We start from the raw sequence: 13,025 nt of genomic DNA, 5'->3' as shown, positions 1-13,025 counted from the left end.
TTTACACCATGTATGCCGATTTACCAATACGAAAAATCATCCATGTTGATATGGATGCCTTTTATGCCTCGGTGGAGCAAATGGACAACCCCGAACTTAAAGGCAAGCCCATTGCTGTTGGTGGCGGAGGCAAGCGCGGTGTTGTTAGCGCCGCCAGTTACGAGGCTAGGACCTTTGGTGTGAAAAGTGCCATGGCCGGAAGCCTCGCAAGCAAGCTTTGCCCCAATTTAATTTTTGTGCGGCCTCGTTTTGAACGGTATTCTGAGATCTCTAAAAAAATTAAAACCATTTTTTACGATTATACAGATTTGGTTGAACCGCTTTCGTTGGATGAAGCCTACTTAGATGTGACAGAAAACAAAAAAGGAAACCCAAGTGCCACAATTATTGCTCAAGAAATAAGAGAACGCATACAAAATGAGGTTGGTTTAACAGCATCGGCAGGAATTTCCATCAATAAATTTATCGCGAAAGTAGCCAGCGACTATAACAAACCCAACGGACAAAAAACCGTAAACCCCGAGGATGTACTTCCGTTTTTAGAGCAATTGGACATTAGAAAATTTTATGGCGTAGGTAAAGTAACGGCAGAAAAAATGTACCAAAAAGGCATTTTTACCGGATTGGATCTAAAGCAAAAATCTTTGGGGTTTTTAAATGAGAACTTCGGTAAATCGGGTAAATACTTTTATTACGTTGTTAGAGGGATTCACACCAGCGAAGTTAAACCAAACCGCATTCGTAAAAGCTTGGCTGCGGAACGTACCTTTTCAGAAAACCTATCTTCTGAAGTATTTATGCTCGAAAAATTAACACATATTGCTGAAGAAGTCTCTAAAAGACTCAAAAAAAGCAAAGTGGCCGGAAAAACGGTAACGCTCAAAATAAAATACAGCGACTTTACATTACAAACACGAAGCAAAACATTACCCTATTTTATTAGCGACAAGAGCATTATTTTAGAAACCGCGAAAGATTTACTTTACCAAGAAAACCTTCAAAATTCGGTAAGGCTATTGGGTATTTCACTATCAAATCTCAACACCGAAAAAAGACCAGAGCGTCAAAAGGAAAAAAATGCGGTGAGTGTGCAACTGCAATTTGACTTTTAAAAAATGTTTTAAAATTAAAAAATCCTTTGCCTTTACATAAAAGAATACATCTTTTTTCAATTTCCACATCTCGCTAAAGCATGTGTTTTAGAAAGATACAGTAAAAATATACCTAACTCGACCAGTTCCAAAAAAATAAAATTTTCAATTTATATCTTAAAAAAAATATGTACGTTTGCAGCACTATAAAAACAAAATAAGATGTCGTTTTCAGATTTATTTGATAGTGGGTTTAAAAAACGTAACGAAAGCCACTTTGCTGCTATTGTTCGTGTAGCGATGGATGATGGAATAATTACTCCTGATGAGCAAGCGTTTTTAGATAGATTGGCACGTCACCTAGACATAAGTCAAGAGGACTACGATTCTATTTTAAAGAATTACAAATCGCACCCTATTAATCCACCTGTGTCTTACGACAGGCGTTTAGAGCGTCTATACGACTTAGTGCGCATGGTACACGTTGACCAAATTAAAGGTGACCCAGAGCACAAACTTTTAAATAAAATTGGTGTAGGTCTTGGGTTTCATGCCGTAAACGTAAAATATATTGCAGATAAGGCCTTAACATTGGTACAAAACGGTGCAGACTTAGATACGTTTATAGACCAAATAAAGAATATGAATAAATAAATCATATCAAAAAGATTATAAATGAAAGCGCCCATTATTTTGGCGCTTTTTTTATATAAAATCACTGTGTTAGTCCACACCTTTGGTTATTCCTATAGGTTATCTAAAAATATGTAAATATCTCTAGCCAGTTTTTCTTCTTCCAACATAAATAATAATACAGCTTTATCGGCATCTGATAGCCTTTTGGTGTTCGGTTCACTGCCAAAATCTTCATTGTTGTTGTCATCATTACAAGCTTGTAAAAACGATAGCGAAAAAGCGAATACAACAACGGTAAATACAGTGTTTAAATGTTTTGTTTTCATCTTCATATGGCGTTTTAATTTTATTCAAAACTAACAAATAAAAAAACTGTAGTTCGCCACAAAAGTTTCATACAAAACGCACATCAGTATTATGATAAAAATCAGTTACTTTTCAATGGCAAACAATTATATTTGCCGTGTGAAAAATAGCTTAACGCTTACTGTTTTTTTTCTAACCACCCTTATCCTGTACAACAGTTTTAGGGTGTCTGCCACATATACCTATTATAAATTAGACCCTATTGGTTTTATTGAAGCTTTATGTGTTAATAAAGACAAACCTGAAATGGAATGTAATGGTCAGTGCCATTTAAAAAAAGTGGCGCAATCATCAACCGATGATAATAACCAACCCAACCAACTTCTTAACTTCGATGAACTTTTGCTTTTTAATGAAGGCTTTTTTGCATACGAGCTGAATCCTATTTTTTTGAGCGCGAACAAACTACAGGCCTATTATCTAAACCTTTATAATTTTAAGTTTAGACCCTCTTATTTTCATCCACCGCAGGTTTAAGTTTTACATATGGACCCTTGCCGTCTTTAATGCATAACTCATTTTAAAGACGCAATTTGACTTATCATAAATTTTGACAAGTACCAAACGGAACATCTATGTCTATTATGAAGGCATGCATACATGATTGTTAGGCATTACTTGCAACTTTTAAAAAATCACGAATATGAAAAAATTATATAGCGTAATTTTCGCAACGCTAACCTGCCTTATTTCTGTTGGGCAAACAACTAAAGAGATTAAACAGGATACTACGAAACAAAAAATCAATAAGTTAAGTGAAGTTATCGTTACTGGAAACCATAAAACAGACCCCGTTTTAACAACGGTAAGTAACGATTATGAAAAAAACGTTGTTCAGCCCAAAAATGTAGCCGATTTATTTAATGGTATTAACGGGTTTTCAGTAATAAAACGAGGCAATTATGCTATCGACCCCAGCTTTAGGGCAAGCCAATACGAACAGCTAAACATACAATACGATGGCGGAACCAAAGCCATGCACGCCTGCCCAAACCGTATGGATCCCATTACAACCCACGTTACTCCTGAAGAAATTTCAAAAATTGAAATTATAAAAGGCCCATTTACCGTACGTTATGGCGCCACTTTTGGAGGCATTGTAAATATGGTTTCACAAAAACCCGATTATTTAGACCGTGGCCTTCATGGTACTGTTTCTGCGGGTTACGAAACCAACGGGAATGCTCTGGTAAATATGTTTCAATTGCACTACATTCAAAACAAATATGATATGGTTGGAAATTTTGGGTATCGCAATTTTGGAAATTACCAAGATGGTAATGGTATCGAAATCCCATCCTCTTTTAAAAGCACAGACTACGGCTTAAAATTTGGTTATAATATCACGAAAAACCAACGCTTACAGGCCCATTGGCGTCAATCTTTTGGTCGTGATATCCTGCACGCTGCACTCCCCATGGACAGTGATTATGATAACAGCAGCATCATGTCTTTAGATTATAACCTATCGGAAATTAGCGAAAGCGTTAAAAGCTTTTCGGCAAAAGCCTATTACAGTTTTGTAGACCACTTTATGAATAATTTCGACAGACCGTCTTTCATGATGATGGAAGCCACCTCTGCTGTTGAAGCCACAACTATTGGCGGTAAAATGGAAATCAACTGGAAACCAACAAACGCCATTAATGTTTTTAGTGGTATTGACGTCATGCACATAGCCAGAACCGGTGGTCGAACTCGAATGGTAAAGCGAAACATGATGGGCGCACCGTTAGAAAACCCAATGGTTTTTAACGATAACGTTTGGCAAGACGCTTTTATAAACGATTTTGGAGCCTTTACCGAAGCCAAATGGACCTTAACCCCTACAGCTCTTTTAACAACAGGGTTGCGCTACGATATGGTTAAGAGCAACGCTAACGACCCAGCAGATGATTTCGCCACAAGATACCACCTTGAAGAAAAGACAGACAACAATTTTAGCGGAACAGTGTCCATTAAAAAATTAGTTTCAGATTATTTTACCATTGAGGCAGCTTATGGACGTGGTGTTCGTTCTGCAAACATGGTTGAACGTTACATAAATCATTTTACGGTAGGTCAAGACCCTTATGAATATTTGGGAAACCCCAACCTAAAACCAGAAGCCAACAATCAATTTGAAATTGGTTTTAAAGGCAAAACAGCGCATAGCGTATTTAAGTACTCGGCTAATTTTTATTATTCGAAATTCGAAAATTATATCGTTGCGGTAATCGACCCTAACATTTCGCGCAAATATATGCCCATGGCCGAACCTAGACATGTAAAAGTATTCAGGAATTTGAGCGACACCTACAAAACTGGGTTTGAAACCATGGCACAAATCCGTTTCTTAAACGGCTTTAATTTTAAGACCGAATTGGCCTACGTTTATGCAAAAAACAACGATTTGAAAGAGTCGTTACCGCTAACACCGCCTTTTATAACTAACTTTTCTTTAGGCTTAAAAAAAGAAAGCTATTGGGCCACTATAAATTACAATGTTACCAGTCGCCAAGAGCATATCGCACCAAGCTTTGGTGAAACCGTTACTGACGGTTATGAAACTTTAGATTTACGTCTTGGTTTCAAGCCTATAAAAAAACTTTCGGTTGGTTTAGCGGCCTTGAATATTTTTGACGAAAACTACAATAACCATTTAAATTTTAGTTTTACCAATCAAGAAGACTTTGGCAGAACGCCCATTACAGAGCCTGGACGAAATTTTAGTGCGTTTGTTAAATATAAATTTTAGAAATAGATAAAAAAATTGTCTTAGAAGTAATAAATTGACGTCAGTTCGAATGATTTTGAGATTATCGAAATCTAAATGTATTTTGATTGAAGATACCTAAGCGGAGCTTAAAAAATTCTATAGAGAACATGTTGCAACCAAAATCTTAATTCTCGATATAAATTTTTCTCATCCCAATCGAAAAATCCACTCGAACTGACGATTATTTTTTAAAAATGCACAGCGGTTTATAAAAGTTATTTGTGCAATTTTAACTGAATGCGCTTTCGCGGAACATCAACAGCTAACACCTTAACAATAACCTGTTGGTGTAAATGCACGTGCTCGTTAACGTCTTTCACGAAACTATCGGAAAGGTTGGACACATGAATCAAGCCGCTTTCTTTGATTCCAACATCGACAAAACAGCCAAAATTTGTGATGTTATTGACAATGCCCGGTAATAATTGCCCTTCGCGCAAGTCGTCAATCGTTTTTATATTTTGATTGAATGTAAACACTTTGGCCTGCTCACGGATATCCAATCCAGGTTTTTCAAGTTCCTTAACAATATCCTGAAGTGTTGGCAAACCTACCGATGCATCACAATACAACTTTAAATCAATACTTTGAAGTAATGTTTTATTACCAATTAAATCCTGAACCGACTTACCCAAATCTTTAGCCATTTGCTTTACAATGCCATAGCTTTCGGGGTGAACAGCCGAATCATCCAATGGGTTTTCAGCTTCCTTTATTCTTAAGAACGCTGCCGCTTGCTCGAAGGCTTTTTCTCCCAATCGCGGTACATTTTTAATAGCTTTTCTAGAAGTAAATGCGCCATTGCTATTTCTGTACTTAAAAATATTTTCGGCTAGTTTTGGTCCAATGCCCGACACGTAACTCAACAAACTATAGCTAGCGGTATTGATGTTTACCCCAACGGCATTTACGCAGTTTTCAACCACGGTCTCCAACGATTTTTGCAACTTTGTTTGATCCACATCGTGTTGGTATTGGCCAACACCAATAGATTTGGCATCTATTTTCACCAATTCGGCCAAGGGGTCTTGCAAGCGCCTGCCAATTGAAACTGCGCCACGAACGGTAACATCGTAATCCGGAAATTCTTCACGGGCAATTTTTGATGCTGAATAAATACTAGCCCCGGCTTCGCTAACCACGAAAACCTGAATATTGTTTTTAAAACGAATTTTCCTAATTAAAGCCTCAGTTTCTCTTGAAGCTGTGCCATTTCCTATGGCAATAGCTTCAACTTTATAGGCATCGCAAAGCGAATTTATTTTTTTCATCGCACCAAGACTATCATTTTTTGGCGGATGTGGGTAAATGGTTTCATTATATTTTAACTGGCCTTGTTCGTCTAGGCACACTACTTTACAGCCCGTTCTAAACCCAGGATCAATGGCCAAAACCCGTTTTTCTCCCAATGGAGAACCCAATAACAATTGTTTAAGGTTTTTGGCAAATACCGATATGGCCGATTCATCTGCTTTTTCTTTGGCTACCTGCAACGCTTCGTTGCTTAATGACGGTAATAGTAATCGTTTGTATGCATCTTGAATGGCCAAATGAATTTGCTCGCCACAAGCATTGTTGCTTTTAATCGTTCGATTTTGAATGTAATTTAAGGCACGCTCGTCATCAATTTGAATTTTCATCCGAACAAAACCTTCCTTTTCGGCTCTCAAAATAGCCAATAAGCGGTGTGATGGAATTCGGCTTAACGATTCTTCCCAATCAAAATAATCTCTAAATTTTTGTGCTGTTTCCTCTTCAGACTTTGTTTTAACAACCTTTGTTGAAATTGTTGCAAAACGCTCCAACAGCCGTCTGATGTTGTTTCTTATATCGGTACGCTCGTTAATCCACTCCGCAATAATATGCCGTGCCCCCTCTAATGCATCAGATTCAGATTCGACCTCACCGTTTATGTACTTTAATGCGATAGATTCAATATCATTTGCATTTTGCGCCATTATGATTTTTGCCAAAGGCTCCAATCCTTTTTGGCGTGCTTTCTCGGCTTTAGTTTTCCTGCTTTTTTTGTATGGCAAATAGAGATCTTCTAACGTCGTTATATCTTGGGCAGAATCAATTTTTTTCTTTAACTCTGACGACAATACCTCTTGCTCTTCCAAGGCCTTTAAAATGGTGGCCTTGCGTTTTTCAAGGGCTTCAAATTGTTCTTTATACTTAACAATCTCTCCAATTTGAACCTCATCGAGGTTACCGGTACGTTCTTTTCGGTAACGTGAAATAAACGGCACAGTACAATCTTCATTTAGAAGCTGAATAGTATTTTTTATTGATTTTTCTGGAAGTTGCGTATGTTGAACTAAAAAGTCTATCATGCTATTTTTGGTAGTCTAAATTCTTAGGCAAATGTAAACAAAAAGACCTGTTGGGTTTATTAAACTCCACAGGTCTTTTTACGTGATAAAACATACCCTATTTAGCGGTATATTACGCCACTTTTTTAATCAAATCGAAACAAGGGCATTTTTTACAGCGCTTGTTTTCGCTTTTCTTGTATTTTTTGCAGCAACTACTTTTTACGTTTTCAGGAAGTTCAATTCCTAATTTCCGTAGTTTCTTTATGGCCTTTTTTTTCTTCTTTTTGCCCAAAATAAAATAATCTATTTCAAAAATATTGGCGCAAAAATAATCTATTTTTATTAAATCTAAATAAGTTTAAATGTTAAAATTATTCCGCACTATCCTGAGCCGCAGTACTTACTGTTAAATTCTGTATATCTCTATCAAATAAATACAAACCTCCTTTATCATCACCTATCAAGTTTATTTTGTCTAAAATAGTGCGTGCCATGGCTTCTTCTTCAATTTGTTCGGAAACGTACCATTGTAAAAAATTATGGGTTGAATAGTCTTTTTCCTGAAGTGAAATATGCACCAGCTCGTTAATGCTTTCAGACACAAAAATTTCGTGATTGTAAAGTTCTTCAAACATTTCCTTAAAGGAATTAAAGGTTACGTTGGGCGCTGCTAATTCTGATATTTTTGCATGGCCACCGCGTTCATTAACGTACTTTACTAATTTTAACATATGCTCGCGCTCTTCGTCAGATTGGGCATACATAAAACCGGAAATACCTTCCAAACCTTTTACCTCGGCCCAACAGGCCATGGCCAGATATATTTGTGACGATTCAGCTTCAATCTTTATTTGCTTATTAAGCGCTTTTTCTATGGTTTTTGATAACATAATTATGGTTTTTACGTAAAGTTACTTAATTCGTGGGATTATTTGAAATAAAAAAAGGGTTGCTCACTGAAGAACACCCCTTTTCAATCAATTTATTTTGAAACTTTACTGGCCTGCTTGCGATTTTGCTTCCTCAATCATTTTTTCATTTGGAAGTATCGCAACATTTACCCTACGGTTTTTGGCGCGGCCTTCGGCTGTAGCGTTGTCGTGCTTAGGTTGTGTTTCACCAAACCAATTGGTTGTTAACCTTCCGCTGCTTATACCGTTGTTAGACAAATAATTTGTTACGGCATAAGCTCTATTTTTAGACAAAGTCATGTTGTAGTCGGCTGGACCAGCACTATCGGTATGCCCCACCACCAAAATATTGGTGTCTGGATATTCTTTAAAAACACCTATTAGCTTGTTTAAGGTTGCCTGTGATGCCGAGTTGATGTTATATTTTTCGGTATCAAAATACACACCACTGCTTTCATCAAAGGTTACTACAATACCATCATCAACACGCTCTACTTCGGCTCCCGGTATTTCTTCTTCAATTTTTTGGGCTTGCTTGTCCATTTTGTTTCCAATAAGCACACCCGCGGTGCCGCCAACAACGCCGCCAATAACGGCTCCTAGCTCGCCATTACCGCCTTTTCCAACATTATTACCAATTATGGCACCTAAAATAGCACCACCAGTAGCACCTATAACGCCTCCTTTTTGTTTGTTATTGGCATTTTGCACGGCCTTACAATTAGTAAAAGTCACTACGGTTACAAACGCAAGTAATAAAATTCCAGTCTTTTTAATATATGTTTTCATAATGCTTTGTTCTTTTATTGCTTAGTAAAATTCATGGTTATAGTAAATGGTTCGCCTTCAACAGTCAATGTTTGTTGCCATTGCATCATAGCATCAGACAATGCCGTTAAACTCAACCTAAACCCTTGATTGGTTTCAGATTTATACTTTTCGTTAGTGGGTTTTAATAGGAAATCGTAAAGGCCTGTTTCGGCATTAACCTCGTCAATAGTAAAGACAAAATAACGCTCACCTCCCGAGCAACTAATGTCGTTTATGCTATACACACCTGTATTATTATTTGGCACAAATTGCCAACTACTGCCTTCAAAACAATCTTTAGAGACATCGTTTAAAAGCGTGACGTTATATGTACCCGCCTTACTGTAACTAATATCGTTTAGCAACCAATTGCCCTTTATGACCTTTTTTGATACACGTACCGTTTTTGAGGCTCCGCAAGACAAAACACTAACCGAAACAAGTAATAAAAGTAATTTTTTCATTGTGTTAGTTTTTAATTAATATGCTTATTACAATATACGAATTAGATGGTATTAAAAGATGTTTGAATTTTAAGCTTAACGGATTTTGGATATGTAGTAATATGACTCGAAAAAATCACAAAAAACTGATTTATAACACATTAAAAAACACACTGCAAAAGAATAAAGTAAAGAAAATTAACACAGAATTAACAAAAAAACACCTCAAAAAAGGTGTTCTTCTTGAATATTTAAGCTTTTTTGAAAACTAACTTACCTGTAAACCATTAGCAACATTTGCATCGTCTGGATTTACAAACACTAATTTCCCATCGGTGCTTTCGGTCATTAAAATCATGCCTTCACTTTCTACACCGCGTAATTTTCTTGGTGCCAAATTGACTAAAACCGTTACTTTCTTACCAATGACTTCATCTGCTGTAAAACTTTCGGCAATACCCGAAACAATAGTTCGGACATCAATACCAGTATCGACTTTTAAAACCAATAATTTTTTGGTTTTAGGCATCTTTTCGGCTTCTAAAATGGTGCCGACGCGAATGTCCAGTTTAGTAAAGTCTTCAAAAGTTATGGTGTCTTTTTGAGGCTCTGCTTTTTTGTTGGCTGCCTCGTTTGCTTTTTTACTGGTTTCTAATTTATCCAACTGCTTTTGAATGGTTTCGTCTTCAATTTTAGAAAACAGCAATTCGGCTTTATTGATTTGATGACCAGCAGGAAGTAATACTTCTTTGGTGCTGATGTCGTTCCATGACATCGCAACTTCACCGGACTTTACATTAAGTATTTTTTTTAACTTTTCTGAGGTGAACGGCAAAAACGGCTCGCTTAATGTGGCTAGAGCAGAGGCTATTTGAAGGGCCACATACATAATGGTTTTGGTGCGTGCCTCGTTTTCTTTTATCACCTTCCACGGCTCGGCATCGGCGAGATATTTGTTACCTAAACGCGCTAAATTCATAAGTTCCTGTCCTGCTTCCCTAAAACGATAACGCTCGATAGAACTCGAAATAACATCAGGATAAGCTTTAACCGTTGCCAGTGTTTCCTCGTCAACTTCTGTTAATTCTGAAGGCTCGGGAACAATACCGTTGTAGTATTTGTTAGTTAATACCACCACACGGTTAATAAAATTACCGAAAATGGCTACCAACTCGTTATTGTTTCTGGCTTGGAAATCCTTCCAAGTAAAGTCGTTATCCTTGGTTTCTGGAGCATTAGCATTTAACACATAGCGTAACACATCTTGTTGGCCCGGGAACTCCTTTAAGTACTCGGGCAACCAAACCGCCCAATTTTTAGATGTTGACAGCTTGTTGCCTTCTAAATTTAAAAACTCGTTTGCTGGTACGTTATCGGGTAAAATGTAACTGCCTTCGGACTTTAGCATAGTTGGGAAAATAATACAGTGAAAAACGATATTATCTTTCCCAATAAAATGCACCAATTTGGTGTCTTCATCCTTCCAATAAGGTTCCCAATCTTTTCCTTCGCGTTCAGCCCATTCTTTGGTTGACGAAATATAACCTATAGGGGCATCAAACCAAACATATAGCACCTTGCCTTCCCCTCCTTCAACGGGAACGGGAATACCCCAATCTAAATCGCGGGTTACAGCTCGCGGCCGCAACCCGTCGTCAATCCACGATTTTACTTGCCCGTAAACATTGGGTTTCCAATCTTTTTTATGACCTTTTAAAATCCATTCTTTTAAGAAATCTTCATACTTATCGAGGGGCAAAAACCAGTGTTTAGTTTCTTTCAAAGTCGGCACATTTCCTGTTAAGGCTGATTTTGGGTTGATTAAATCAGTAGCATTTAAACTGGTTCCACAGCTTTCACATTGGTCGCCGTAAGCTTCCTCGTTGCCACATTTTGGGCACGTTCCCGTCACAAAACGATCGGCCAAAAACTGGTTGGCTTTTTCATCGTACAACTGCTCGGTAGTTTCTTCAATAAACTCACCTTTGTCATAAAGGGTTTTAAAGAATTCGGAAGCCGTTTCATGATGAATTGGTGCCGAGGTACGCGAATAATTATCGTAAGTAATACCAAAATCTTCAAACGATTTTTTAATAATGGCATGATATTTATCTACAACATCCTGCGGCGACACACCTTCGTTTTTTGCTTTAATAGTAATAGGCACGCCATGCTCGTCACTTCCACCAATAAAAGCCACATCATTACCTGTTAATCGTAAATAACGCACATAAATATCGGCAGGCACATAAACACCAGCCAAATGCCCAATATGTATGGGACCGTTTGTGTAAGGTAATGCGGTTGTTACGGTATATCGTTTTGGTTTGTTCATTATAAAACTTTAATTTTTATCGTCATTGCAAGGAGGAACAACTGTATCAATCTCACGAAATGGGATAAATTTAACAGTTTCCAACGCTTGGCACGGAATGACAAATCGTTTTTAAAGCCACAAAAGTACATAATTTAAGAGCGTTTCTGAAAAAAAATGTACATTTACATTATGACGAAAAACCTACTGACAACTTGCCTGTTTTGTGCGTTTTTTTTCTTCGGAATAAAACCGTTTTCAGCCCAAAATAGGTCTGTTGAAAAACACAATACCACTTTGAAACAACCACCATATTTAAAAGCAGGCGATACCGTAGCTATTGTTGCCCCTTCGGGAATTTTAAAAAACAGAACTAGTGAAATACGACAAGCCCAGGCTCTTTTAAAGGATTGGGGATTACATTCGATTTTGGGAGAACATGTGTTCACACAAGCTCATCATTTTGCAGGCACAGACGATGAGCGTTGTGAAGATTTCCAACAAGCCCTGGACGACCCTAAAATAAAAGCTATTTGGTGCGCTCGTGGTGGCTATGGTTCGGTTAGAATTCTAGATAAATTAAACTGGTCGACATTTAAACAGCAGCCCAAATGGATTATTGGTTATTCTGATATTACGGGCTTTCACAGCCAGGTTCACAATGAAGGCATTGAAAGCATTCATGCCATGATGTGTACCAGTTTACAGGACAACACTTCTGAAATTGAAGCAACCATTTCAACCTTTAAAGATGCCATTTTTGGAAACCATTTAAGCTATACTTTAAAAGGCTCAAAATACAACAAAACAGGAAAAACATCGGGGCAGTTGGTTGGCGGCAATTTAACCATGTTACATACCATGCTGGGATCGCCGAGCAGTATCAATACTGCTGGAAAAATTTTGTTTATTGAAGAAATTGGAGAATACAAATACCATATAGACCGTATGCTACAAAGCCTAAAGCGTGCTGGTTATTTTGATAATTGTAATGGCGTAATTGTAGGCGATATGACCAAACTACGAAAAAACACGACGCTTTGGGGTACTTCAATTGAGCATTTGATTTTGGATGCTTTGGCAGAATACGATTTCCCGATAGCTTTTAACATGCCTGCTGGGCATGAAAAGGACAATAGGGCGATGATTTTAGGAAGAACTGTTGAATTGACAGTAGGTAGTGGGCAGTCTATTGTGGTCTTTCAAAATTAAACTCCAAATTGTTTTAAATTGTGGTGCTGTTCTGCTATTCTTTTTATATGGCTTATCACTAACTACAGCATTTTTAACAAATAACCTTAACATAAACCGCGTAAATATATTGGGTTTAGGATGATTGTTTTCATAAACCATTTCATAAATCACATTACAATGTGCCATC

General features: G+C 37.4%; 11 protein-coding genes. 5 read left to right on the top strand and 6 right to left on the bottom strand.

The genetic code is table 11. From position 1 onward, the window contains the following. Nucleotides 1-8 precede the first annotated feature (8 nt). Together dinB and GSB9_02265 are read left to right on the top strand one after the other, a co-directional pair. A complete protein-coding gene (dinB, locus tag GSB9_02266; protein ID UKM65695.1) occupies nt 9-1,112 on the top strand; it encodes a DNA polymerase IV in 1,104 nt (367 codons plus the stop codon). A gap of 201 nt (nt 1,113-1,313) precedes the next feature. Beyond that, nucleotides 1,314-1,745: a TerB family tellurite resistance protein gene (locus GSB9_02265; protein ID UKM65694.1), complete on the top strand. Its 432-nt coding sequence runs from the start codon at nt 1,314-1,316 to the stop codon at nt 1,743-1,745. A 92-nt stretch (nt 1,746-1,837) separates the two neighbouring features. Here the strand turns inward: GSB9_02265 and GSB9_02264 are convergent, their stop codons facing one another. Next, the gene (locus GSB9_02264; GenBank protein UKM65693.2) at nt 1,838-2,053 is read right to left on the bottom strand and encodes a hypothetical protein; all 216 of its coding nucleotides are present in this window, start codon (nt 2,051-2,053) and stop codon (nt 1,838-1,840) included. Between the two features lie 91 nt (nt 2,054-2,144). Here GSB9_02264 and GSB9_02263 point away from each other — a divergent pair, with 91 nt between their 5' ends. Next, complete coding sequence (locus GSB9_02263; GenBank protein UKM65692.2) at nt 2,145-2,570, top strand: hypothetical protein; 426 nt, start codon at nt 2,145-2,147, stop codon at nt 2,568-2,570. Between the two features lie 166 nt (nt 2,571-2,736). Further along, nucleotides 2,737-4,830, top strand: a complete 2,094-nt coding sequence (locus GSB9_02262; GenBank protein ID UKM65691.1) for a TonB-dependent receptor — start codon at nt 2,737-2,739, stop codon at nt 4,828-4,830. Between the two features lie 236 nt (nt 4,831-5,066). Here the strand turns inward: GSB9_02262 and GSB9_02261 are convergent, their stop codons facing one another. From GSB9_02261 to metG, 5 genes are all read right to left on the bottom strand, one after another. Next, complete coding sequence (locus tag GSB9_02261; protein ID UKM65690.1) at nt 5,067-7,184, bottom strand: RNA-binding transcriptional accessory protein; 2,118 nt, start codon at nt 7,182-7,184, stop codon at nt 5,067-5,069. 353 nt (nt 7,185-7,537) lie between these two features. Beyond that, nucleotides 7,538-8,056, bottom strand: coding sequence for a ferritin (locus GSB9_02260; GenBank protein UKM65689.1), 519 nt, complete (start codon nt 8,054-8,056; stop codon nt 7,538-7,540). A 105-nt stretch (nt 8,057-8,161) separates the two neighbouring features. After that, nucleotides 8,162-8,866, bottom strand: a complete 705-nt coding sequence (locus GSB9_02259) for an OmpA family protein (protein UKM65688.1) — start codon at nt 8,864-8,866, stop codon at nt 8,162-8,164. A gap of 14 nt (nt 8,867-8,880) precedes the next feature. After that, complete coding sequence (locus GSB9_02258) at nt 8,881-9,351, bottom strand: lipocalin family protein (GenBank protein UKM65687.1); 471 nt, start codon at nt 9,349-9,351, stop codon at nt 8,881-8,883. A gap of 247 nt (nt 9,352-9,598) precedes the next feature. Then, complete coding sequence (metG, locus tag GSB9_02256) at nt 9,599-11,665, bottom strand: methionine--tRNA ligase (GenBank protein ID UKM65685.1); 2,067 nt, start codon at nt 11,663-11,665, stop codon at nt 9,599-9,601. A 171-nt stretch (nt 11,666-11,836) separates the two neighbouring features. On the opposite strand from metG, the gene GSB9_02255 reads away from it, so the two are divergent. After that, the gene (locus GSB9_02255; GenBank protein UKM65684.1) at nt 11,837-12,856 is read left to right on the top strand and encodes an LD-carboxypeptidase; all 1,020 of its coding nucleotides are present in this window, start codon (nt 11,837-11,839) and stop codon (nt 12,854-12,856) included. Nucleotides 12,857-13,025: the final 169 nt, after the last annotated feature.

Source organism: Flavobacteriaceae bacterium GSB9, assembly GCA_022749295.1.
GTDB lineage: Bacteria > Bacteroidota > Bacteroidia > Flavobacteriales > Flavobacteriaceae > Flavisericum.
Note: the sequence above shows the minus strand (reverse complement) of the source record. Positions and strands in the feature narration are given on the sequence as shown.

Coding starts and splice junctions, on each gene's coding strand:
- GSB9_02259 (UKM65688.1), bottom strand. CDS start 8,866: ATGAAAACATATATTAAAAAGACTGGAATTTTATTACTTGCGTTTGTA.
- metG (UKM65685.1), bottom strand. CDS start 11,665: ATGAACAAACCAAAACGATATACCGTAACAACCGCATTACCTTACACA.
- GSB9_02264 (UKM65693.2), bottom strand. CDS start 2,053: ATGAAAACAAAACATTTAAACACTGTATTTACCGTTGTTGTATTCGCT.
- GSB9_02260 (UKM65689.1), bottom strand. CDS start 8,056: ATGTTATCAAAAACCATAGAAAAAGCGCTTAATAAGCAAATAAAGATT.
- GSB9_02263 (UKM65692.2), top strand. CDS start 2,145: ATGATAAAAATCAGTTACTTTTCAATGGCAAACAATTATATTTGCCGT.
- GSB9_02255 (UKM65684.1), top strand. CDS start 11,837: ATGACGAAAAACCTACTGACAACTTGCCTGTTTTGTGCGTTTTTTTTC.
- GSB9_02262 (UKM65691.1), top strand. CDS start 2,737: ATGAAAAAATTATATAGCGTAATTTTCGCAACGCTAACCTGCCTTATT.
- dinB (UKM65695.1), top strand. CDS start 9: ATGTATGCCGATTTACCAATACGAAAAATCATCCATGTTGATATGGAT.
- GSB9_02261 (UKM65690.1), bottom strand. CDS start 7,184: ATGATAGACTTTTTAGTTCAACATACGCAACTTCCAGAAAAATCAATA.
- GSB9_02265 (UKM65694.1), top strand. CDS start 1,314: ATGTCGTTTTCAGATTTATTTGATAGTGGGTTTAAAAAACGTAACGAA.
- GSB9_02258 (UKM65687.1), bottom strand. CDS start 9,351: ATGAAAAAATTACTTTTATTACTTGTTTCGGTTAGTGTTTTGTCTTGC.